This is a genomic window from Corynebacterium lipophilum (genome assembly GCF_024102595.1).
GTDB classification, from domain to species: Bacteria; Actinomycetota; Actinomycetes; order Mycobacteriales; family Mycobacteriaceae; genus Corynebacterium; species Corynebacterium pseudogenitalium.
Genome location: NZ_JAEUWV010000001.1, coordinates 126,578 through 149,292, shown reverse-complemented (window position 1 = coordinate 149,292; position 22,715 = coordinate 126,578). Strand labels below are relative to the sequence as shown.

General features: G+C 59.0%; 22 protein-coding genes. 7 read left to right on the top strand and 15 right to left on the bottom strand.

Going from position 1 to position 22,715, the window contains the following annotated elements; all coding sequences use genetic code 11:
- Positions 1 to 38 precede the first annotated feature (38 nt).
- From JMN37_RS00680 to JMN37_RS00665, 4 genes are all read left to right on the top strand, one after another.
- Positions 39 to 1,043 carry an alpha/beta hydrolase gene (locus JMN37_RS00680; protein WP_256472548.1) on the top strand — a complete coding sequence of 335 codons (1,005 nt, stop codon included), beginning with the start codon at positions 39 to 41 and terminating at the stop codon, positions 1,041 to 1,043.
- A 3-nt stretch (positions 1,044 to 1,046) separates the two neighbouring features.
- A complete protein-coding gene (mtr, locus tag JMN37_RS00675) occupies positions 1,047 to 2,459 on the top strand; it encodes a mycothione reductase (RefSeq protein ID WP_071572518.1) in 1,413 nt (470 codons plus the stop codon).
- Between the two features lie 344 nt (positions 2,460 to 2,803).
- The gene (locus JMN37_RS00670; protein WP_071572517.1) at positions 2,804 to 3,211 is read left to right on the top strand and encodes a hypothetical protein; all 408 of its coding nucleotides are present in this window, start codon (positions 2,804 to 2,806) and stop codon (positions 3,209 to 3,211) included.
- A 53-nt stretch (positions 3,212 to 3,264) separates the two neighbouring features.
- Entirely contained in the window at positions 3,265 to 3,711 is a 447-nt protein-coding gene (locus tag JMN37_RS00665; RefSeq protein ID WP_071572516.1) for a hypothetical protein, read from the top strand.
- 131 nt (positions 3,712 to 3,842) lie between these two features.
- Here the strand turns inward: JMN37_RS00665 and map are convergent, their stop codons facing one another.
- From map to dxr, 5 genes are all read right to left on the bottom strand, one after another.
- Complete coding sequence (gene map, locus JMN37_RS00660; RefSeq protein WP_071572660.1) at positions 3,843 to 4,742, bottom strand: type I methionyl aminopeptidase; 900 nt, start codon at positions 4,740 to 4,742, stop codon at positions 3,843 to 3,845.
- Positions 4,743 to 4,777: 35 nt separating this feature from the next.
- On the bottom strand, positions 4,778 to 6,601 hold the full coding sequence (locus JMN37_RS00655; RefSeq protein ID WP_071572515.1) for a penicillin-binding transpeptidase domain-containing protein: 1,824 nt from the start codon (positions 6,599 to 6,601) through the stop codon (positions 4,778 to 4,780).
- Positions 6,602 to 6,663: 62 nt separating this feature from the next.
- Positions 6,664 to 7,827 carry a flavodoxin-dependent (E)-4-hydroxy-3-methylbut-2-enyl-diphosphate synthase gene (gene ispG / locus JMN37_RS00650; RefSeq protein ID WP_070362289.1) on the bottom strand — a complete coding sequence of 388 codons (1,164 nt, stop codon included), beginning with the start codon at positions 7,825 to 7,827 and terminating at the stop codon, positions 6,664 to 6,666.
- Positions 7,828 to 7,847: 20 nt separating this feature from the next.
- On the bottom strand, positions 7,848 to 9,056 hold the full coding sequence (locus JMN37_RS00645; RefSeq protein ID WP_071572514.1) for a M50 family metallopeptidase: 1,209 nt from the start codon (positions 9,054 to 9,056) through the stop codon (positions 7,848 to 7,850).
- Between the two features lie 27 nt (positions 9,057 to 9,083).
- Entirely contained in the window at positions 9,084 to 10,247 is a 1,164-nt protein-coding gene (gene dxr / locus JMN37_RS00640) for a 1-deoxy-D-xylulose-5-phosphate reductoisomerase (RefSeq protein WP_071572513.1), read from the bottom strand.
- Positions 10,248 to 10,574: 327 nt separating this feature from the next.
- Here dxr and JMN37_RS00635 point away from each other — a divergent pair, with 327 nt between their 5' ends.
- Entirely contained in the window at positions 10,575 to 11,015 is a 441-nt protein-coding gene (locus JMN37_RS00635) for a DUF2631 domain-containing protein (protein ID WP_070478870.1), read from the top strand.
- 93 nt (positions 11,016 to 11,108) lie between these two features.
- Here JMN37_RS00635 and rlmN read toward each other — a convergent pair whose 3' ends face one another.
- From rlmN to frr, 3 genes are read right to left on the bottom strand one after another with little or no spacing between them, the layout of a single operon-like run.
- Positions 11,109 to 12,206 carry a dual-specificity RNA methyltransferase RlmN gene (gene rlmN / locus JMN37_RS00630; RefSeq protein WP_070478868.1) on the bottom strand — a complete coding sequence of 366 codons (1,098 nt, stop codon included), beginning with the start codon at positions 12,204 to 12,206 and terminating at the stop codon, positions 11,109 to 11,111.
- 20 nt (positions 12,207 to 12,226) lie between these two features.
- Positions 12,227 to 13,156, bottom strand: coding sequence for a phosphatidate cytidylyltransferase (locus JMN37_RS00625; RefSeq protein WP_083433144.1), 930 nt, complete (start codon positions 13,154 to 13,156; stop codon positions 12,227 to 12,229).
- Positions 13,157 to 13,168: 12 nt separating this feature from the next.
- Positions 13,169 to 13,726 carry a ribosome recycling factor gene (frr, locus tag JMN37_RS00620; protein WP_070362284.1) on the bottom strand — a complete coding sequence of 186 codons (558 nt, stop codon included), beginning with the start codon at positions 13,724 to 13,726 and terminating at the stop codon, positions 13,169 to 13,171.
- Positions 13,727 to 13,863: 137 nt separating this feature from the next.
- Here frr and JMN37_RS00615 point away from each other — a divergent pair, with 137 nt between their 5' ends.
- Positions 13,864 to 14,955 carry an amidase family protein gene (locus JMN37_RS00615; protein WP_252930797.1) on the top strand — a complete coding sequence of 364 codons (1,092 nt, stop codon included), beginning with the start codon at positions 13,864 to 13,866 and terminating at the stop codon, positions 14,953 to 14,955.
- 3 nt (positions 14,956 to 14,958) lie between these two features.
- Here the strand turns inward: JMN37_RS00615 and pyrH are convergent, their stop codons facing one another.
- The 3 genes from pyrH to rpsB form a co-directional block, all read right to left on the bottom strand.
- On the bottom strand, positions 14,959 to 15,642 hold the full coding sequence (gene pyrH, locus JMN37_RS00610; RefSeq protein ID WP_070362283.1) for a UMP kinase: 684 nt from the start codon (positions 15,640 to 15,642) through the stop codon (positions 14,959 to 14,961).
- Positions 15,643 to 15,841: 199 nt separating this feature from the next.
- Positions 15,842 to 16,660: a translation elongation factor Ts gene (tsf, locus tag JMN37_RS00605; RefSeq protein ID WP_252930796.1), complete on the bottom strand. Its 819-nt coding sequence runs from the start codon at positions 16,658 to 16,660 to the stop codon at positions 15,842 to 15,844.
- A gap of 167 nt (positions 16,661 to 16,827) precedes the next feature.
- On the bottom strand, positions 16,828 to 17,742 hold the full coding sequence (gene rpsB, locus JMN37_RS00600; RefSeq protein WP_070362281.1) for a 30S ribosomal protein S2: 915 nt from the start codon (positions 17,740 to 17,742) through the stop codon (positions 16,828 to 16,830).
- Positions 17,743 to 18,050: 308 nt separating this feature from the next.
- On the opposite strand from rpsB, the gene JMN37_RS00595 reads away from it, so the two are divergent.
- Positions 18,051 to 18,542 (top strand): M23 family metallopeptidase, encoded by a 492-nt coding sequence (locus JMN37_RS00595; RefSeq protein WP_143110510.1) that lies wholly within the window; start codon positions 18,051 to 18,053, stop codon positions 18,540 to 18,542.
- Positions 18,543 to 18,546: 4 nt separating this feature from the next.
- Here JMN37_RS00595 and JMN37_RS00590 read toward each other — a convergent pair whose 3' ends face one another.
- The 4 genes from JMN37_RS00590 to JMN37_RS00575 are packed head-to-tail and all read right to left on the bottom strand — an operon-like array spanning position 18,547 to position 22,572.
- Positions 18,547 to 19,452, bottom strand: coding sequence for a tyrosine recombinase XerC (locus JMN37_RS00590; RefSeq protein ID WP_252930795.1), 906 nt, complete (start codon positions 19,450 to 19,452; stop codon positions 18,547 to 18,549).
- A gap of 21 nt (positions 19,453 to 19,473) precedes the next feature.
- Positions 19,474 to 20,658, bottom strand: a complete 1,185-nt coding sequence (locus JMN37_RS00585) for a DNA-processing protein DprA (protein WP_252930794.1) — start codon at positions 20,656 to 20,658, stop codon at positions 19,474 to 19,476.
- Entirely contained in the window at positions 20,655 to 22,211 is a 1,557-nt protein-coding gene (locus JMN37_RS00580; protein WP_252930793.1) for a YifB family Mg chelatase-like AAA ATPase, read from the bottom strand. Before JMN37_RS00580 ends, JMN37_RS00585 begins: the two co-directional genes overlap by 4 nt.
- The gene (locus JMN37_RS00575) at positions 22,198 to 22,572 is read right to left on the bottom strand and encodes a YraN family protein (RefSeq protein ID WP_083329535.1); all 375 of its coding nucleotides are present in this window, start codon (positions 22,570 to 22,572) and stop codon (positions 22,198 to 22,200) included. The genes JMN37_RS00580 and JMN37_RS00575 overlap by 14 nt, the downstream gene beginning before the upstream one ends.
- Between the last annotated feature and the right edge of the window lie 143 nt (positions 22,573 to 22,715).

The following is a 22,715-nucleotide window of genomic DNA, read 5'->3' as shown; positions in this document are numbered from 1 at the left end:
CCCAAGCAAGTTCCTAGCCAGTCCGTTACCATTCCTACATGGCCAAAATTAGGAGCAACCACTGGCAACCAGACATATTGGGGGACGGATTCGAACAACTTACGCTCCCCCTCGGGGAAGACCCTGATACCCACCAGCCGGTCGTAGCGACACTCGTACGAATGACCTCGCCACCGCCGCCCAAACCGGGACAACCAGCCTTACTGTGGATTCACGGCATGTCCGATTACTTTTTCCAGGATCATGTGGCCGAACACTTCCACGAACAGGGTTATCCATTTTATGCACTCGACCTTCGTCGCTGCGGGCGCTCTCGGCAGCGAGGTGAGCGCTGGCACTACACCCGGGACATGTCCCACTACTTCCCCGAAATCACAAAGGCGGTGCAGTACGTAGCCCAGGGACACGGCCAGGTGGTCCTACTCGCGCACTCTACGGGTGGGCTTATCGCGCCTCTGTGGGCCGACGAGATGCGCCGTAACAACCCCGAAGTCCACGATCTAATAGCGGGCATCATTCTGAACAGCCCCTGGCTTGACCTACAGTTCCCGAAAGCGCTGACGACGGCATTCAAACCAGTCATTAATATTCTTGGCCGCGTGGTCCCACTGCTCCCGCTCCCCGGCGGAAGTCTTACGGCCTACGGTAAATCTCTCCACTACGAGGATCATGGTTCATGGTCCTTCGACAAGCAGTGGAAACCGATCTCCGGGCATCGGAAATATTTCGGCTGGATGCGCGCTGTACTCCAGGCGCAGGCAAAGATTCACTCGGGAACGGTCAACGCTGGTGTTCCAACGCTGGTCCTGCATTCCTCGCATTCTTTTTTGAAAAACGAATACACCCCAGCTGCTGATACCGCGGATACCATCTTGGACGTCGACCAGATCAGCTACTGGGCGCCCCACGTCGCCGACGACACCACCACCGTCGCCATCGATGGCGCCCGCCACGACGTCTTCCTTTCCGAGCCTTACTCGCGCACAGCTGCCTACCGCGCGTCCATCCAGTGGCTGCAGACCCTCACAACACCTAAGGAGTAACCAATGAGCATTCACGTAGACGAGCATTTTGACCTCATTATTATCGGCACCGGGTCCGGCAACTCGATCCTTACCCCAGAGTTCGACGACAAGAAGGTTGCCATCGTCGAGAAAGGCACCTTCGGTGGCACGTGCCTCAACGTCGGCTGCATTCCGACAAAGATGTATGTTCTCGCCGCAGACGCCGCATACCAGGCCCGCACGTCCAAGAAGCTCGGCATCGACTTGGAATACCGTGGCGTCGATTGGCCCTCAATCGTCGACCGTGTCTTCACCGAGCGCATCGACAAGATTGCCGAGGGTGGCGAAGCCTACCGCCGCGGCGACGAGTGCCCCAACGTCACCGTCTTCGACCAGCACGCAAGATTCGTCGCCCCAAAGACAATTTCCACTGGCATCGGCAACGAAGCACGCACGATCTCCGCGGATCAGATTGTGATCGCCGCAGGATCGCGCCCCTTCATCCCCGAGTGGGCAAAGGCAGTTCCGTTCCACACGAACGAGGACATCATGCGCCTGCCAGAGCTACCTAAGTCACTGACTATCGTGGGCGGCGGCTTCATTGCGATGGAGTTCGCCCACGTCTTTGATGCCCTCGGCACCAAAGTCACGGTGGTCAACCGCTCACCGTTCCTTCGCACGCTAGATGAGGACATCACCCAGCGCTTCAATAAGCTTGCCCAAGAGCGTTTCGACGTCCACTTCGGCACCGTCCGCGAGGCCCAGCACAACGAAGACGGCATAGCGCTGACTCTTGACGACGGCACCACCATCACCAGCGAGCACCTCCTGATTGGCATGGGCCGTATCCCGAACGGCGACCAGATGTCGCTCGAGGCATCGGGCATCGATATGGAAGATGACAGTCGCGTGGCCGTCGATAGTTACGGGCGCACCACCTGCCCGGGCGTGTGGGCACTCGGTGACGTGTCCTCCCCGTATCAGCTCAAGCATGTAGCTAACGCGGAGATGCGTGCCGTGCGCCACAACCTACTGGCGGCGATGAATGGCGCCCCAGAATCCGAGTACCGCACCATGCCACACGAGCATGTCCCATTCGCCGTCTTCACCGAGCCACAGATCGCCACAGTTGGCCTCACGGAGAAGGAGGCCCAAGACGCAGGCTACGACGTCACCGTGAAGCAGCAAAACTATGGTGACGTCGCCTACGGCTGGGCACTCGAGGACACCTCAGGCATCGTAAAGCTTGTCGCCGACAAGAAAACTGGGAGACTCCTGGGAGCCCAACTTATTGGTCCGCAGGCCTCAACGCTCGTCCAGCAACTGATCACGATCATGGCGTTCGACATGGACCTTCGAGAGGTTGTACGCAAGCAGTACTGGATCCACCCCGCTCTGCCGGAGGTCATCGAAAACGCGATTCTTGGTCTTGACCTTGTATTTATTGGTGACTAAACCTTACCGCCACCCCAAAATGGGGTGGAGACGAGATCAGGCAAGGCACACCTATTTAACGTGCATATTTCCCCAGGTGGCCGTACCACGTGTAACGCATGTGACACGCGCGACGATTCCCCTGTTGGTGCAGCAGGCGATACGCGGGCTTACTGAAAGTTCTCTCACGGATTTTTTGGGATAACTTGTGCAATCTTGCCCGCGTTGGTCTAAAGTAGGTCACCGACACCGGGCAGAGTCCACATGGGGCTTGCTATCGGTCCTAGGACCTTCACAGGTTCTGGATTTCTCCGAACTTCCACCCGGACGTCTTGTAAGTATCTATCAGAGAAGGATTTCGTTTCATGCGTAATTTCCGTAAGGCAGCCCTCGCAGGCGCTACCGCTGTCGCTGTAGCATTCGGCTCCGCAACCGTCGCTATTGCTGAAGAGTCCACTATCGCTACCCCAACCCCGACCGTCAACGTCGCTCCGGACAAGCAGATCGACAAGAACAAGAACCTCGGTGGCTCTTCCACCAAGATCGGCCACAAGCTGGGCGCTTGGGAGAAGGACGAGAACGGCAAGGTTCAGGCCAAGGGCGCTAACGCTAAGGCTCTGTTCGGCATCAAGAAGGAGGGCTTTGGGGACCAGCCAGTGTGGGCGCAGATCGGCTACGTCCTCACCGTGTTCACCTCCGTCGCTGCAGCAGTCGGCCTGATCGTTGGACCTGCATACAACTTCGTTGTTCACGGTCTGCCAGCAGCCAAGTAAGTAATCGCGGATTTCCGCAACTGAATCAATAAATTTCGAAAGAAGGAAACTCAATGCGTAACTTCCGCACCGCAGCTGTTGCTTCCGCAACCGCACTGACTGTCGCTCTTGGCGGCATTGCTACCGCTTCCGCAGCAGAGAAGACCGATACTCCTGCAAAGCCAGAGACCGTCCCAACCGCCACCGAGACGCCTAAGCCTAAGGCTGACCGCCAGGTAATCTTCACGGGCAAGCAGGAAGGCGACAAGGAAGCCGGCAAGGTCATCTCCGAGGGCACCAAGGGCCTGTTCTCTGGCGCTGGTTCCTCCCACTACTACGATGACACCGACAAGCCTTTCTACGCCACCGATGCGTTCGGTAAAGAGACTGACGCTGCGGCTGTCCCTCAGTGGGCACGCGCTTGGATTGACGGCACCGTCATCGCTGGCATCGGCGCACTGGTTGGCCTGATCATCGCTGGCTTCAACTTCGCTTCCTACAACGGCCTGATCAAGCTCTAAGATCTGCCTCCTAGGAAACGCCACTGCCCTGTCGCAACACGCGGCAGGGCAGTTTTCTATTCGGCAAAATAAAACCGCGGCTGGTACCTTACGACAAGCACCAGCCGCGGTTTAGCGCGTTCAGGAGCTGTTTATGCTCCCAACATCAGCTGGCCCTCAGCAACGTCCTTATCCGGAATGGTGAGGATCTCGTTGCCGTCCTCGGTAATCACCAAGGTGTGCTCGAACTGGGCGGTGAACTTACCGTCGCGGTTTTGCACAGTCCAACCGTTATCCCAAATGTCGTACGGAAGCGCGCCGAGATTGATCATCGGTTCGATAGTCAGCGTCATTCCTGGCTCCAGGATGTCCCGGTAGGCATCGGAGTCGTAGTGGAGAACCACGAGTCCGTTGTGGAACGTTGGGCCAACACCATGACCAGTGAAGTCGGTGACTACGTTGTAGCCAAAACGCTTCGCATAAGACTCGATGACCCTGCCAATCACGTTGATCTCACGGCCAGGCTTCGCAACCTTGATACCGCGCATCATCGCCTCGTACGTGCGCTGGACCAGATCCTTATGCTCCTGGGAGACATCGCCGGCGAGGAACGTCGCATTCGTATCACCGTGCACACCGTTCTTATACGCGGTGACGTCGATGTTGACGATGTCGCCATCCTCAATCACGGTGGTATCCGGGATGCCATGGCACACGATCTCGTTGAGAGACACACAGCAGGACTTCGGGAAGCCACGGTAGCCAAGCGTGGACGGGTACGCGCCGTGGTCAAGCATGTACTCGTGGGCAACGCGGTCGATCTCGTCAGTCGTCACGCCGGGCTTGACTGCTGCACCCGCAACCGCCAGTGCATTTGCGGCGATCTTGGAGCTCTCGCGCATCTTCTCGATCGTCTCGGCGTCCTGCACGTACGGTTCGCCGATGTTTTCCTGTACGTCGTCTTTCCAGGCGTATTCCGGACGCTCAATGTCCTTGGGTACTTTCCGGATCGGAGTGGACGCTTGTTGTTGTAGTTTTCCTCGTTTGCTCATGCGCCCCATAGTAGTACCTGCCTACTGAGGTCGAACTAACCCCCGCGCGACTGGTCAAGATTCACCAGCATCGAGTTCGTCAGCGCGACTGCTGCCTCCGAGCCGCCGCCAAGCACGACCAGGGCTGCGAACGCTATATCGTCGTCAACTCGGTAGCCGGTAAACCACGAATGGGAACCCTGGTTGATTTCGGCCTCACCGGTTTTGCCACGGATATCACCACCGGCGGTCATTCCTGCCGCCGTACCACCCGGGGCTGTCACGGCCGCCATCATTTCCTGGAGCTGGTGCCATGCCTCATCCGGCATACGAGGCGCAGACTCGCTCAGCTCGGTCTCCTGTCCCTTAATCAGGTACGGGGTCGGCATTGACCCATTCGCAGCTGATGCGGCCACAAGTGCCATGCCGAACGGGCTTACAAGGTCGTGGCCCTGCCCGTATCCGGCCTCTGTTCGGTCGAGTGGCTCCTCGCCTACCGGGATGGAGCCGGTGATGGTCTCCAGGCCAGGGATCTTCATATCGAGTCCAAGCCCGAACTGCTTGCCGATATCCCGAAGTTCACCAGGGGCGAGCTTCGTCGAAATGTCGGCGAATGTCGTGTTGCACGAGTGCGCAAATGCCGACTGTAGTGAGACGTTGCCGAGGGAGAATCCGGCGTAGTTCGTCACGGTCCTGCCGTACAGGTTCATGGTTCCCGGGCAGGGCACGGTACTACCCGGAGTAAGGGCCTGGCGCTCGAGGCCCGCCGCAGCTGTGATGATCTTAAACGTTGAGCCTGGCGGGTACTGGCCCATCGTCGCAAGGTTGCCCTCACGGTCAGCCTCCCGCGTCTGCGCAACAGCAAGCACCGCGCCATTGGACGGGCGGATAGCAACAATCATCGCCTGTCGTCCGGCATACGGCTCGAGCGCCCGCTCTGCAGCCAGCTGCACGCTGTGGTCCAGGCTGACCTCAATCGCGGGTGCAGGAGCCGGGGCGTGGCGTTCAATATCCTCCAGCACCGCGCCGTGCTCGTTGACCACGCTCACGCTCCAGCCGGCATCACCAATCAAGTCATCACGAACGAGCTCACCAACGCGAGCGAGCATATCCGGCGCGAAATCCGGCTCGATATTCACCATCGCCGCTTCCTCGTTGATGCGCACTCCCGGCACGGAGCTAAACGCAGCCTTGGCGGCATCACCGAATTCGGCCGGCACCATCGCAACTGAGTACGTGCCCTGAGCCTGAAGGAGGCTGTTCTCTAGTTCATCCGCGGGAATCTCGGGCACCGCGGAAGACTTGCCACGGGCATCTTGGAGGAATGCAGAAATCCGGCGAGCGGTGTCCGGGATGTCGCGCACGGCGTGCTTTTCCACCAGGATGCGGAACGCTGTCCCGGGTCGCAGCAGTTCTACCCCATCGGAAGAAACGACGCTCGCCTTAGATGCAGCTACGGAACGCAGCTCCAAGTGTTGCTGCGCGCCCAGGCGCGGATGCAAAATGCTGGGCTGCCAACGAACGGTCCACTTCTCGCCAATCTGGGTCAGCGTCATGTGCGAGTCATACTCGACCGTGCGTTCTTTCGGCAGGCCCCACTTCAAGTGGTACGAGACGGTAGCTAGGTTGTCACTCTGGTTAACGTCGTTGATCGTCGCCTCCAGCGCCTCAGCTTGGAGCCCTTCGACCGTTTCTTGGAATGATGCGTTGGCGTCGGAGGGGACGTCGACAAGATCTTGAAAATTAGACCCGTCAAGACTCACGAGGGCGTCAAGAAACTCACGAGCGACGGGCTCAACATCATTCGGGCGCGGTGTGCAGGCAGTGGCCAGCGCGCCCGTAAAAACTACGCTTAGGAGCAAAGCGAGGAGACGTTGCATGGACCTAAAGTACCAAGACCACAGCGAAACGTCGCCTCCGCCACTCCCCGCGAGCAGACTATCTAGCGCGTAACCTTGACTTCCGCGCGTGCGCCCTCGACCTCCTCGAGGCCTTCTTCCTCAGCGATACGCTGAGCGTGGGCGATAAGGGTCTCAACGATCTTCGACTCTGGAACAGTCTCAACGACCTCGCCCTTCACAAAGATCTGTCCCTTGCCGTTGCCAGAAGCCACGCCTAAGTCAGCGTCGCGAGCCTCACCAGGTCCGTTCACAACGCAGCCCATGACGGCGACGCGCAGCGGGTACTCCATGCCCTCGAGACCTGCAGTCACTTCCTCAGCGAGCTTGTACACATCCACCTGTGCGCGGCCACAGGACGGGCAGGAGACAATCTCAAGCTTTCGCGGGCGCAGGTTCAGCGACTGCAAAATCTGGTCGCCGACCTTGATCTCCTCCACCGGGTCCGCAGAGAGCGAAACGCGAATCGTGTCGCCGATGCCCTGTGAAAGCAGCGCACCAAATGCGACGGAGGACTTAATAGTGCCCATGAACTTCGGGCCGGCCTCAGTCACGCCGAGGTGCAACGGGTAGTCGGTCTTCTCGGCGAGCTGGCGGTAAGCCTCAACCATGAGAACCGGGTCAGAGTGCTTCACGGAAATGGCGATATCGCCGTATCCGTACTCCTCGAACAGGCCAGCCTCATAGATCGCGGATTCAACCAACGCCTCAGGGGTGGCCCGGCCATACTTCTCCAGCAGGCGCTTATCGAGCGAGCCACCGTTGACACCAATGCGAATCGGGATACCAGCGTCCCCTGCAGCCTTAGCGACTTCCTTCACACGACCATCAAACTCTTTAATGTTGCCCGGGTTCACTCGCACGGCAGCACACCCGGCATCGATCGCTGCGAAGATGTACTTCGGCTGGAAGTGGATGTCGGCAATCACCGGGATAGGTGACTTCGCCGCAATCGCTGGAAGAGCATCTGCGTCAACGGTCTTCGGGCAGGCAATGCGCACAATGTCACAGCCCGCGGTAGCCAGCTGCGCGATCTGCTGCAGCGTAGCGTTAATGTCGTGCGTCTTCGTCGTGGTCATGGACTGGACCGTGATCGGGTGATCCGACCCAACTCCCACACCGCCAACCATCAGCTGACGAGTCTTTCGACGAGGTGCGAGCGTTGGCGCTGGGCCTTCAGGAATACCTAAACCGATGGGAAGATTCATAGTTGCTTACTCTAGCACTGCTACCCAAACAGCTTGATTGGGTTCACCACATCCGCAAGCATCACAAATACACCAATCGTCAGCAGTGCAGCGGCCATCGCGTATGTCACCGGCATCAGCTTGCGGTAGTCCGCAGGGCCACCAGGCTCGAGCCCCCGCAACCTGCGATGCGCATCCCTAATCTTCTCATACAGGACTACTGCTATATGCCCACCATCCAGGGGCGGCAAAGGAATCAAGTTGAACAGCGCGAGGAAGAAGTTGAGACTCGCCAACATCATCCAGAACATCGACCACATGCTTTGTTGCGCTAACTCCCCGCCTGCGCGAGAAGCGCCGATGACACTAACTGGACCGTCAAGCTCTCGCTCAGCACCAAAAATTGAAGCCACAACACCAGGAATCTTCGACGGGAACGCGATAAGGCCCTGGACAGTCGCATTCAGCATCTGGCCCGTAAACGCAGCCGTAGCTGGCACAGCCTCGAGCGGACCGAACTGGCGCATCGCGTCTTCCACTGGCGCGCTTGTGACACCGATCGCCCCCGCTTCAAAGGACGCACCGGTCGCTGGATCGATCCTGGACACGGTCGCGAGTGGAACTGCAATATCAAGCTCTTGCTCGTTACGCATCACAGTAAGCGTGACTGTTTCCCCCGGACGCTGCATCACATAATCCCTCAACGCGGGGAACGTAGTGAGCTCCTCCCCATCAACGGCGAGTAGCTTATCCCCTTCACGCAAACCTGCATCATAGCCAGGACCATTACCGGTGCATTCTCCCAGATGAGTCTCATCAATCTGGTCGGGAGCGCACTGCAGCTCACCCACAGTTGGTGTCCGGTCGGCGTACGGGTTCGGAATCGCCGCGAAGATCGCCACGAAGTACAGCACCACAACGCCGATCAGTAGATTCATGGCGATGCCGCCACTGAGCACCGCAATTCGCTGCCACCACGGCTTGCGGTACATCGCAACGGGAGCTTCCTCCTCAGTGACAGGATCCTGCGCGGTCATCCCTGCGATATCGCAAAATCCGCCGAGAGGCAGTGCCGCAATGCCGTACTCCGTCTCCCCCTTCTTGACGGACCACACTTTCGGCCCAAAGCCCACAAAATATCTCCGCACGCGCATCCCAAACGCGCGTGCGGTAAACATGTGTCCGGCCTCATGGAGCGCGATAGAGACTGTAATACCCAGGGCAAAAAGTATGATTCCTACAACGCCCACTCGCTGCTCCTTGCCTTTCAGGCTGGTTTACAGCTGGGCGATTACTTCCTTTGCCGCCCGGCGTGCACCAGCATCCACGTGAAGAATATCTTCGATAGATGTCGGCGCAAAAGCAAACGCCCCTGCCGCGTCAAGGACATATCCAATCACGTCAACGATGTGCGGGAAACGAATCTTGCCTGCAAGGAATGCTTCCACCGCCACCTCATTCGCAGCGTTGTACACCGCTGGGTATGGGTCCCCCATCGCTGAAGCTTCCCGAGCGAGACGCACGGCGGGGAAAGCTTCGTCGTCGAGCGGCTCAAACGTCCACTCACTTGCCTGCGAAAAGTCCAGCGCTGGCTGTGCACCCGGGATACGCTCCGGCCAAGCAAGAGCGTGGGAAATCGGCAACATCATCGACGGCGGCGAAGCTTGCGCAATCGTCGCACCATCGGCAAACGTGATAGCCGAGTGCACAATCGACTGCGGGTGCACCACGACATCAATAATGTCGGGCGCAATACCAAACAGCAGCGTCGCCTCGATCAGCTCCAGTCCCTTGTTCACCATCGTGGCGGAGTTCAAGGTGTTCATAGTGCCCATCGACCACGTCGGGTGCTGCCCGGCCTGCTGCGGAGTTGCCTCCATCATCTGCTCGCGGGTCCACCCCCGGAACGGGCCTCCCGAAGCAGTAAGGACGAACCGTGAAACGTCAGCACGGCTCCCTGCGCGCAGGCATTGGGCCATCGCAGAGTGCTCAGAATCGACCGGCACGAGCTGTCCAGGCTTCACCTTCTCCATGACGAATTGACCGCCAGCGACCAGCGATTCCTTGTTCGCCAGAGCTAGCACGCCATCCTTGCGAAGCGTCGCAAGCGTCGACTCAAGACCGGCGGAACCGACAAGTGCATTTAACACGATGTCTGCATCTTGCATTTCAACAAGAACCGCAGCGGCGTCCTCACCTGTGATAATGACATCACCCACAGCGCGAGAAACGTCTTTCGCAGGGTCGAGCTGCTGCACTGCAATTTGTTCTGGGCGCAGATTGAACTCCTGTGCCTGTTGGATAACAAGCTCAGGGTTGTGCCCTGCTGCCGCGATGCCGACAACCTCAAAGTCTTCAGGGTGCTTCCGAATGATATCGAGAGCCTGTGTGCCGATAGAGCCTGTCGATCCAAGAATCAGAACCTTTTTCACAACCTCCATTGTGGCACGTCACGGCAAAAATAGATACTTAGTTTCTCCTTAAAGTATTTTTGACCACCGCTCGTCGTGGTGCATACACAAGATGTGCACATACGACCGTGGGGATACTCTGTCATTCCCATCACCACACATCGCACCCACAGGCGCACCTCCCCCGCTGGCCCTCACGTACATGATGCGAAAGTTTGAACTCATTGGGGGCTACACAGTGCCATCGCGCCCTGCAATATGAAAAGATAATGCACAGTACACACAGATTTAGCATGTCCGCCGTCGGGCGCATACACAATAGTGCGAACCGATGCGGACGACTACAGCTCAAGGAGAATGGCAGTGGCTCACCCTCAGGACAAAGCTCCACAGGTATATAACGGCGTTTCTGAAGCTGACGTCCCTTCCGCCCGCTTCGGGTGGAGCGCGTTCAAGCCGCGCACGATTCAACTCGCAGGGTGGATCTCGGTGATCTTCTTGCTCGCGTACAACTTCGGTAACCACCACGGCCACGTAGAAACGATTTGGCTGCTCGCATTTGCAGTTTTGATTGCAGTTGCACTGATTTTCCACGGACTGCAGCCGAAGCTCAGCCAGGTTCGCACGGTCACCTCGCACAACAAGCCTGCTGGCCACAAGGAGCCGGACTGGATTTACGCACAGCAGACAATGACCGGCCCATACGCCGAGCTCGATGAGCGCGAGCTGCGCGCCCTCAACATCGATCCGGCGCGTCTCAATACACTGCGCGGTGCACAGCAGCAGAGCATTCACTAGTTTCGCGCTTTACACCGAATAGCAATAAACGGCGCCACCCCACTCACAGGTTGAGGGTGGCGCCGTTTTCGCGCACCTAAACTCGGCGCAACGTCACTCGCCTTCCGCCGCGAGCTGCCCGCAAGCCGCAGCGATCTCCTGACCCTTCGTGTCACGGACAGTGCACGTCACACCCTGCGCAATCACACGACGAACAAACTCATCCTGGCGCGCCTTCGGGGACGCGTCCCACTTCGAACCCGGAGTTGGGTTCAGTGGAATGAGGTTGACGTGTACCAGCGGCCCTAGCGCCTGATGCAGCTTCCTGCCGAGCATGTCAGCGCGGAAATCGTGATCGTTGATGTCACGAATCAACGCGTACTCAATCGATACGCGGCGCCCTGTTGTATCCGCGTAGTAGCGGGCTGCGTCCAGCACATCCTGCACGGAAAACCTATTGTTCATCGGCACCAGTGTGTCGCGCAGCTCGTCATCAGGGGTGTGCAAGGAAACCGCGAGCGTGCAGGAGAGGCCTTCGTCGGCAAGCATTCGAATCTGCGGCGCGAGACCAACTGTTGACACAGTGACGTTGCGCTGAGAAATCCCGAATCCCTGCGGCGCTGGACTCGTGATCTGGCGTACTGCGCTGACCACGCGCTTGTAGTTCGCCAGCGGCTCTCCCATCCCCATAAAGACGATGTTGGAAAGACGGGAGCCTTCCTCCTGCATCATGGCTGCTGCAGCTCGCACCTGATCGACGATCTCCGCAGTTGACAAGTTTCTATCGAGACCGCCCTGACCGGTCGCGCAGAACGGACAAGCCATTCCGCAACCCGCCTGTGAGGAGATACACAGCGTCGCGCGATCCTTGTACCGCATCAGCACAGACTCCAGGAGAATGCCGTCATGCAGCCGCCACAACGTCTTGGTGGTGTCCCCCTCATCGGTCTCTACCCGACGTACTGGAGTCAGCAGCGTCGGAAAAAGAGCCTCTTTTACCTTCTCGCGCTGCGCGGCAGGCAGATCCGTCATCGTGAGGGGATCTGCTTCAAACTTGCCGTAGTAGTGGCGCGCAATCTGGTCCGCACGGAACTTCGGCAGACCAAGGGACTTCAGGGCCTCGATGCGCTCTTCGCTCGACAAATCAGCGAAGTGCTTCGGCGGCATACCAAACTTTGGGGTCAGAAGTGGCAGTGTTGGGGTCTCAGTCATAATTGCCCCATCTTTGCACGTTAGAACGGATTCATCAATGCGGAAGCGCTGAGCAGAATGTACGTTGCGCACGCTGCTGGCAACATACCGTCTAAGCGATCCATGATTCCGCCGTGTCCAGGCAGTATCTGGGACATATCCTTGATACCGAGTTCACGCTTGAATTGGCTTTCGACGAGATCACCCATAGTGGCGCACATAACCAGTGCGGCACCCAAAAGGATCCCCATCCACCACGGGCCCTTGATCAGTAGCGTGACCACCGCGACGCCTGCAATGATCCCGAATATCATCGAGCCCGCAAATCCTTCCCAGGACTTCTTCGGGCTTACAGCCGGCGCCATCGGGTGCGCACCAAACATCACGCCAGCAGCGTATCCCCCAACGTCAGACGCCACCACACAGCACATGAACGCGACAATGAACGCTGAACCACTGACGGAGCCTTCGTCGATAAGCGAAACCATCGCAGCGAAGCTTCCAAACAGTGGAATCCACGCCAGGACGAACACTCCCACGGCGGTGTCGCGGAGATAGTTGGTCGGTGTCTGGTGCCTGCCATGGTCGAACAGCCGCCAAAACATCAGGAACAGCACTGTGAACGCGAAAGCGCCAACTACGCCAGCGGTTTTGTAGGCGGCGGAGGACCACACCATGATCTGACCGAGGATGATCAGCAGCGTGCGCGGCTGCTGGTAGCCCGCTTCCCGCAAACGGGTAAGCACCTCCCACATCCCACCTGCTACAGCGATGGCGACAAGCGGATACCAGGCCATAGGACCAACCCACACAGCAGCGATCACCACAGCGCCGAGGATGACCCCGGTCGTGATGGCGGCTGGCAGATCGCGACCCGCATCATTTTTCGGCTTGGGCGGCGCGATGCGGGGCCAGCCCGATGGTCCTGACTGATCTGTCGAGTGTTTCACGTAGCGGTGCTTTCTATTCATCGAAAGGTCTGCTTAGACCTCCATCAGCTCGGCTTCCTTGCGCTGAACTAGCTCATCAATCTGTGCCACGTAGCCCTGGGTGGTCTTGTCCAGTGCCTTTTCTGCGGTCTGCACTTCGTCCTCGCCGGCGTCGCCGTCCTTCTGGATCTTCTTCAGTGCTTCCATACCGTGGCGGCGGACGTTACGGATAGCGATCTTGCCGTCCTCACCTTTCTGCTTGGCCTGCTTGACCAGGTCACGGCGACGATCTTCCGTCAGCTGTGGGATCGTGACGCGAATGACTTGCCCGTCATCGGTCGGATTGACGCCGAGATCAGAGTTGCGGATGGCAGTCTCAATTTCCTTGAGCGTTGACATGTCGTACGGCTTGATCAGCAGCATGCGTGGCTCCGGAACAGAGATCGTCGCCATCTGGTTGATCGGGGTTGGGGCACCGTAAAAATCAGCCATGACGCCATTAAACATGGCAGGGTTAGCGCGACCAGTCCGAATCGTTACGAGGTCATCGCGGGTGAAATCGACAGAAGCGCTCATACGCTCTTCGGCATCAAGCAACACGTCATCAATCATTTTTACTCCACTTCTTCTGTACAAAGCGTTCGGGACAAATAAGTCGCACACTAATCTACCAGCGTTTCACTCCCAGCCGTGTCGTGGCTTGACGGGGAACGGCAGAATTCAAGGCAAGTTACGCCTAGACTGTCCCCATGCTTTACTCCCCCGCCAGTGCCGCGATGGTCTATACACACCCGACTCCATTGCGCACTGCTGAGGGCCGACTTTCATCGTGGCAAATCCCCATCAAAGACGGAACGGATGTCGCTGGAATGCCCACCACGCACGGCAACCCGTCACGCAGCGTCATCGCGGAAGAGCACAGCCCAATCGTCGCAGCACTGCTTGAGTCTGGGGCAGCCATCCCTGGAAAGTCACTGACAGCCGAGCTAGGGGCGACGTGCTACGCCGAAGAAGTCCACTCACCACTTTTAGAGTCCCCCATGTTCCCTGGGTGCACGCCCGGTGGTTCTTCAGCAGGCGCCGGAGTGCTCGTGGGCAGTGGGCTGTACCGTGCTGCACACGGCACGGACGCTGGAGGGTCCTTGCGAGTCCCGGCTGCAGCCTGCGGTGCCGTTGGTTACAAGCCTGGAACACGCGGGGCAGTCGCGAATGGTTTTATCACGCGCAGCGTCGCAGACCAGTTTGAGTTGTACGGACATCACCCCACCGCGGTACGCAAACTGCGCATCGGAGTACTTATCGACGGCCTCTTCGCCAACACCACTGTTTCAACGAGCCGCGGTGATGCCCTTGAGGCCGCTGCACGTGAGCTCGGGAAACACCATGATGTAGTGTCTCTTCGCCCCTATGCGGATGCACAATCAACGTTTGAGCACTTCAGACACCGCATCACGAGCAGCTTCCGCAACGTAGAGCCACTCGACAATCACTACCTCGCATGGATGCACGCACAAGGTTGCGCAGTAACTCCAGAAGAACTATTTTCAGCGAATGACCACTTCGCGCACCTACTAAGACACGTACAGCACGAGTGGGACGTCGATATCGTGCTCACCCCCACGATTGCGTTTGATCCCCCACCAATTGGCTACTTCTCTTCCCTCGCCCCGGATGAGAGCTTTTACCAACAAACAGTGTGGACGCCCTGGTGCACGCTGTTCAATGTGATGGGCAGCCCCGCTGTCGCAGTCGGGGCGCTCCACCTTGGGTCAGTCACAGTTGGCGGACGCGCGCTACTTTCGGTAGCGCGCACCGTCGAACATTTTGGGCTGCCCGATTAATTCTTAGGAAACAAGGGTACCGATCTGCTCGCCGGATACCGCGCGGGCAATGTTGCCTTCCTTGAGCAGGTTGAACACGAGGATCGGCATGTTGTTGTCCATGCACAGCGAAAACGCGGTGGCATCGGCAACCTTGAGTTCCTTTTCGAGCACCTCGCGGGGAGAAACCTCGCTGTAGAGCTGTGCGTCTGGGTTGGTTCGAGGGTCGTCGTCGTAGACTCCGTCAACCCCCTTCGCCATCAGGAGCACCTCGCAACCAATTTCCAGGGCGCGTTGCGCGGCCGTGGTATCCGTAGAGAAGTACGGCATGCCCATGCCAGCACCGAAGATGACGACGCGCCCCTTCTCCAGGTGCCGCACTGCACGAAGCGGCAAATAGGGCTCAGCGATCTGCGCCATGTTGATGGAGGTCTGAACGCGGCAGTCGACGCCCTTCTGCTGCAGGAAGTCCTGGAGCGCCAGGCAGTTCATCACCGTGCCGAGCATGCCCATGTAGTCGGAGCGTGCACGGTCAAGGCCACGCTTTTGCAGCTCTGCACCGCGGAAGAAGTTGCCGCCGCCAATCACTACCGCTACTTCGGTTCCGGACTGGGCGACTTCGGCAATCTGTGCAGCAACGCTTTCGACGACGTCCGGATCGATACCAACCTTTCCACCGCCGAACATTTCACCGCCCAGCTTGAGCATGACGCGTTTGAATCCTGTGCGGGTAGACGCAAGTTCTGACACTGTGAGGACACTCCTTGAGAGTTGGCCAATTCGAGCCGTAGAGGACAATTCTGTTCTCGACCGATCTTAGCGATCTCAGTCCGGTTTGTAGCAACCGGGTATAAAGAAACCGCCGGCCGAGGGTAACCCCTCAACGCCGACGGTAAAAGCATCAGGCTTATGCCTGGCCAACCTCGAAGCGAACGAAGTCGGTGACCTCAATGCCGCTCTCCTCCGTGAACTGCTTCACGGTCTTCTCGGAGTCAGCAAGCGACGGCTGGTCCAGAAGAACAACGTCCTTGAAGAAGCCGCCCATGCGGCCCTGGACGATCTTCTCGATAGCTGCCTCAGGCTTACCCTCGTTGCGGGTGATCTCTTCCTGAACAGCGCGCTCCTTCTCGACGACCTCGGCCGGAATATCCTCTTCCTTGAGGTAGCGAGCCTTCATCGCAGCGATCTGCAGCGCAACCTGGTGTGCAGCCTCAGCGTTGTCGCCCTTGTAAGCAACCAAAACGCCAACAGCTGGTGGCAGGTCAGCGGAACGCTGGTGCAGGTACTTCGCCAGCTGCTCACCCTCGATGGTGGCAGCGCGGCGCAGCTCCAGCTTCTCGCCAATCTTTGCGGAGAGGCGCTCAAGAACGTCGTGGGCAGTCTCGCCGTCGACATCAGCGTTTGCCAGCTCCTCCTGGCTGTTTGCCTTCGCTGCTGCAGCAGCGTCAGCAATCTTGCCAGCGATGGTCTTGAACTCGTCGTTCTTAGCAACGAAGTCCGTCTCCGAGTTGATTTCGACGATGGTGTTGCCGGAGACAGCGACGAGCCCCTCGAGAGCATTGCGCTCTGCGCGCTTGCCCACGTCCTTTGCGCCCTTGATGCGGAGCAGCTCGACAGCCTTCTCGAAGTCGCCGCCGGTCTCCTCCAGCGCCTTCTTGCAGTCGAGCATGCCGGAGCCGGTGGTTTCGCGCAGCTTCTTTACGTCAGCAGCAGTGTAGTTCGCCATATTCGGGCGATCCTCCTCGTACAGTAGTGGATAAATACGTCGTAAAATTATGCTTCAAGCAAAACACCCCACGCCCAATTCGCGCCCATAATCCAGGACGTGAACAGGACGCGGGGTGTCACACTCGCTTATGCAGGATACACGTTTCGCGCGTCCTGCGAGCGGAGTTACTTAGCCTGCTGAGCTTGCTCTGCAGCGCGAACAGCGTGTGGCTGCTCGACTGGTGCAACCTCCTGTGGCGCAGCAGCTTCAGCCTCAGCGGCTGCCTTCGCAGCGTCTGCAGCGGAAACCTCAGCGGATGCGGCTGCCTGAGCAGCGGCCTCTGCAACCTCTGCCTGGTGCTTAGCGTCGGTGTCGCCTGCAGCCTCACGTGCGGAAGCCAGCTGACGCTCTTCGCGCTGCTGCTTACCAGCGATGACTGCCTCGCCGATGATGTGGGTCAGGATCTTGACCGCGCCGATGGCGTCGTCGTTACCCGGGATTGGGAAGTTGACGTCGTCCGGATCACAGTTGGTGTCAAGAACAGCAACAACCGGGATACGCAGCTTCTCTGCCTCGTTGACCGCGATGTGCTCCTTGTTCGTGTCAACAACCCACAGAGCAGAAGGTGCCTTGGTCATGTCAGCGATGCCACCGAGGACACGCTCGAGCTTCTGGCGCTCGCGGGTCAGCATCAGAACTTCCTTCTTGCCGCGACCTGCGTAGCCGTTCTCAGCAGCGTCCATAGCCTGGAGCTCCTTCATACGGGCGATACGCTTGGAAACGGTCTGGAAGTTGGTGAGCATGCCACCGAGCCAGCGGTGCGTTACGTATGGCATACCAACGCGCTGAGCCTCTTCCTGAATAGGCTCCTGCGCCTGCTTCTTCGTACCAACAAACAGGATCGTGCCGCCGTGTGCAACGGTCTCCTTGACGAACTCGAAAGCCTCGTCAATGTAGGTCAGCGTCTGCTGCAAGTCGATGATGTAAATGCCGTTGCGGTCGGTGAAGATGAAGCGACGCATCTTCGGGTTCCAACGACGCGTCTGGTGGCCAAAGTGGACACCTGCGTCGAGGAGTTCGCGCATGGTTACAACTGCCATGGGAATTTCTCCTTTGGAGTAATCTCGTTCGGTTAATGTTCATGTACTGCAAGGGTTTTTATCCCTCGCCCTAGCACCGCACCCGCTCAACACCCTCATACTGTGGGACCAACGCTGAGCTGGCGTTATTCGGCGCGCGTAGTCAACTTCGAAAAGTTGCCTTGCCAAGCATAGTCGACTATCCCTCGATTACCTAATTTGACCTGCACAAACCCTGAGCTTTATCCACAGGCCAGTTTTTCTCCACAGGCTGCATGCCCACAGCCTTGTCCACTACCGCGGTTTCAGGGCTCAATGGCAACATGCACATGTTCACACGCTTACTCGCGGCCATTGCTCCCCTACTTTGCACGTGGTGCTTGGCGCCTCAGGCTCTTGCGTACGTCGATCCCACTACGGGGCTGCCCTACGCAACCCGGATTACACGGCCCGCAGAGATCCCGGAGAAGAACTGGATGCCGGGGCATCGCGGGGTTGATCTTGCGCTACGCGTCGGAGCCACTGTTCTAGCAGCAGACAACGGGACAGTCGCTTTCGTGGGCAAGGTAGCAGGCACACCCATTATCAGTATTGATCACCCAGATGGCATCCGTACGACGTACCAGCCTGTACACGCGCGTGTGCGGCAAGGCGACGAAGTAAAACTCGGCGATGCGATTGGGACGCTGGCACGGCCGACGGGGCCGCAGGCACATCTCCAGGACGGGCTGCACTGGGGCGCACTCATTGCGAAAGACACCTACATCAATCCGCTTTCCCTCTTATCGACGCCCACCATTCGGTTGAAGCCGACCCGTTAGAGGCTCATGCCCTGGGGTGCGCTTGGTTGTAAATCTGCGTGAGCCGCTGTGAGGAGACGTGCGTGTATATCTGCGTGGTTTGCAGGCTAGAGTGCCCGAGCATTTCTTGCACCATTCGTAGGTCGGCGCCGCCTTCAAGCATTTGCGTAGCCGCTGTGTGTCGCAACGAGTGCGGCGTGATACTCGCCTGCCCCGCTTGCAGCCCGGCGCGCTCGACGATTCGGCGAACTTGGCGTTGGTCGATGCGCTTTCCCTGGGTGCCAACGAACAGCGGTTCGGCCCCCGCGTTAGCACTATTGGCGAGGGCTGGCCGGGCGTCGTGAAGCCATGTGGTGAGTGCCTCGTGTGCGTTGTTTCCGAAGGGAACGATGCGTTGTTTGTTGCCTTTGCCAGTGACTTTTGCGGTGTTGGTATGGAAGTCGAGGTCGTCGATGTTGAGGGCGACGAGTTCGCCGACGCGGATTGCGCTGGCGTAGAGCAGTTCGAGGATGGCGGTGTCGCGGATGTCTTCTGGTGTGTCGCCGTGGGGGCGGATGAGTTCCTCGGTAGCGGGGGCGCTGAGCACGGTGGGTAGTTTGCGCTGTTCTTTCGGGGTGCGCAGGCGGGCTGCTTCGTCCTTTGCGATGTAGCCGTGTTGATAAGCCCAGGTGGAAAAGGCGCGCGCGGATGCGGTGCGGCGCGAGATGGTGGAGCGGGCTTTGCCTGCTTGGACTGCGTCGGCGAGCCAGTGACGTAGAGCGTCGATGGTGAATGCGTTGAGATCTGATGTGTACGGCGCGAGTGTGGTGAGATCCGATCTGTAGCTCTTGCAGGTCGCCGCGGCGCGGTTTTTGACGTGTTGGCAGTAATCGATGAAGTCGTCCACCGCGGTAAGAAACTGGGTGGACGACTGATCGTGGCTGCTACTCATGCTCCGTATTGTATCGGTGCCTTAGGGTTTGGCTGTCTCGCTTCGTCGCCACAGCTGGCCTTCCCGCTGGATCAGTCCCTTGCCTTGCAGCTCAATGAGCGTGTTGATGGTGACTTGGAGGGATAGCGCGGCGGCACCTGCAATCTCCTCCGCTACAAGCCCGTCGCGATGATGCTTTGGCGCGGCATCGTAGATGCGCATCTCGGTGCGGGTCAGGAGCTGGAGGGGCGAAGCTACATTGTTGTCCGCAAGTTCTTGTTCTGCATCCAGTCCGTTCTCGAGGCGGATCGCCTCGAGGACGTAGGTCGCGTTGAGCACCATCGTGGCCTCCCCCTTATAGATGGCGAGGTTGGTGCCGACAGATCCGGCGGTGGTTATCGGCCCAGGTACTGCGAGCGTCCCGCGTTGGTAGTACTGCGCCCAGCGCAACGTGCTAAGTGCTCCGGAGCGGTAGGCGGCTTCTATTACTAGCGTGGCCTGTGTGAACCCAGCGACGAGTCGGTTCCGGGTGAGGAAGCGGTGTCTCTCAGGGGCCATGCCAGGGCTGTATTCGGTGATGATCGCTCCCCCTGCCGCCACGATGCGATCAAATAGCTGTTTGTGGCGCCTCGGGTAGGTGATACCCGGCCCGCATGCGGCGAACACCACAGTTGGCAGTCCCGCCTCGAGGGCCGCATCGTGGGCTGCCGCATCAATACCGAGTGCACCGCCGGAGACGATAGTGTATCCCCAGCGCTTCAGTCCATGCACGATGTCACGGGTGGCTGAATGCCCATATGCGCTCAGCGCTCGTGTGCCGACGATCGCGATCGAGTTTTCCAATAGCTCCGGCAGGTTGGTATTGCCTCGAACCCAGAGGGCGTGTGGCGGAACCCCGTCTGCACGTATCGGAGCACCTTCGCCATCCCGACTCATCTTTGCGCCGAGATTGAAGGAGTCATAAATCCGTTCGCGAGGCCACTCGGGCGATTCCGGTGTGATAAGTGTGTACCCATGCTCCGCTGCAGTAGCTAGGTCTTCTGCTGGCTGGTCCCAGGTGTATCTCGCATCGGTGTCGGCGGCCAGGTCACCGAGCCAGGGCGCTCGTGTGCGCACGCCTTCGGCGATTTCGTCAGCGGTATAGCCTTCGTTTCGCAGTGCCCATAGCGCCGTCGACGGACCCTCGATGACACGGTTGAGGTAGGCCCATGATTCAAGCGCGCTCATGCCGATACCTCCTCATGTGCTGAAAGCAAGGTCTGGTCGTCCCGAAGATCGACGGCCTCAGCGACGTGCCCGAGGTGGGGGCATTGTGCGCCAGTGAGATCGGCCAAGGTCCACGACAATTTCAGGATGCGGTCGATACCGCGCTGGCTGACCTCCCCGCGCGCAAGCATCGAGGAGAGGAACATCATCGCGGAATCTTCCGCCGGGAAGAATCGACGCAGCCACGGCCCCGGCACGCGCGCATTCGTCAACGCCCCGTTCGTGTGTTCCTCGCACGTCCGCCACCGATGTGCCGCACGGTCCCGTGCCTCTGCCACACGCTGGGCGATGGCCGCGGAAGACTCTGCCCCGTTTGGGTTTAGCACGGCGTTATCCAGCGAAGTCCTGCAGACAATATCCAGCCGGTCCCGCAGCGGACCCGAAATACTTCGCGCATACCGCGCACGCTGCGCCCCGGAGCACCGACAGCGGTTCGCTGGTTTTCCACACGGGCATGGATTCATCGCGAGGATGAGCTGGAAGTCGGCTGGAAAGACGACGTCACGGTTGCTGCGTCGCAGGCGCACCTCGCCTTTCTCCAGAGGAATGCGCAACGCATCGAGGGTAGCGGACGCGATCTCAGAGGCTTCGTCGAGAAACAGCACACCGTTATGGGCTTGACTGACCGCGCCGGGGCGAGGAATCCCGCTGCCTCCCCCGATGAGTTGCGCCTTGGAAAGCGACGGGTCCGGCGCGATGAACGGGCGGTGCGCAATCAGCTCTCCCCCGGCGATCCCGGCAGCTGCGTGAATCGCTGTGGACGTGACCATTTCTTCGACGTCCATTGCGGGGAGGATGGATGGGAGACGCTCTGCAAGCATGGACTTGCCTGAGCCGGGTGGTCCGATCATTAGCATGTGATGCGCACCGGCCGCGGCGACTTCCATAATCCTTCGCTCGGGGCCTTGCCCTGCGATGTCTGCGAAGTCCGGCTGTCGTCCTTGCTCAATGCTTGGCGCACCCACAGAAGCTACTTCAAGCACCTCTTCCCCGACCAGCCACGCCCACACCTGCGCCAGCGAGTCCACCAGCACGATGTCTCCGCGTGACACGAGCTGTGCCTGGTGCTCGTTCGCGCGCGGAACCACAATGCGGTCAATTCCACCCTCCTGAACAAGCAGCTCCTGGGCCGCCAGCAGCATCGGCAGCACTTCCGGTACAGGCCGCAAGCTGCCATCCAGCGCCAACTCTCCTACAAAAAATGTTCGCGATAGTGCCCGTTGAGCGCGTGGATCTAGGCTCCCCATCACCGCCAACGCAATCGGCAAGTCAAACTGCGAACCAGCCTTCGGCAGGTGCGCCGGCGACAGCGACACCATCGCCTTCGTCTTCGGCCACGGCAGTGAACTATTACGGCAGGCGGTACGGATTCGCTCGCGGGATTCTTTCACGGCAGCATCGGCGAGCCCAACAATATGCATTCCTGGTAACCCCGGCCCGACGTTGGCCTCCACGCGTACGATGCGCGCCCGAATGCCCTCAACCGTGGCACTCAACGTACTAGCAAGCGGCATCTTCGACCCCCATGATGAACTCAAACTCGAAGCCGTCCTCGTGATACATCGCCTCCACGACGTCGAACCGGACTTCGTAGAACCCCTCAGTGCTGCGCAACCACTCAGCAGCCGCGTTACGCATTGCCATCATCTTCTTCGCGTGCACCGCCTCAACCGAACCAAACCCCGGTAAACGACGAGTTTTCACCTCTACGAACACCACGGTGCCGTAAGAGTCCTGCATAATCAGGTCAATCTCGCCATGCCGTAATCGCACCCGCCTACCAAGGCACGTGTAGCCCAACGCTAAATACTCCTCCAGTACGGCATCTTCCCCTAGACGGCCAAGCTGGTACTGGTCCATGCACGGTTTCTGCATAACTTCGTTCCCTTCTTCACATCCTTGTTCGTTTGCACACACCTCCAGACGCACCAGAGGCGTAAGTGTTTAGACGCAAAAACCCCTCCCGCGGTTCCTTACAGGCAACACGCGGGAGGGGCGGAGGGGACGTCGAAACGCAG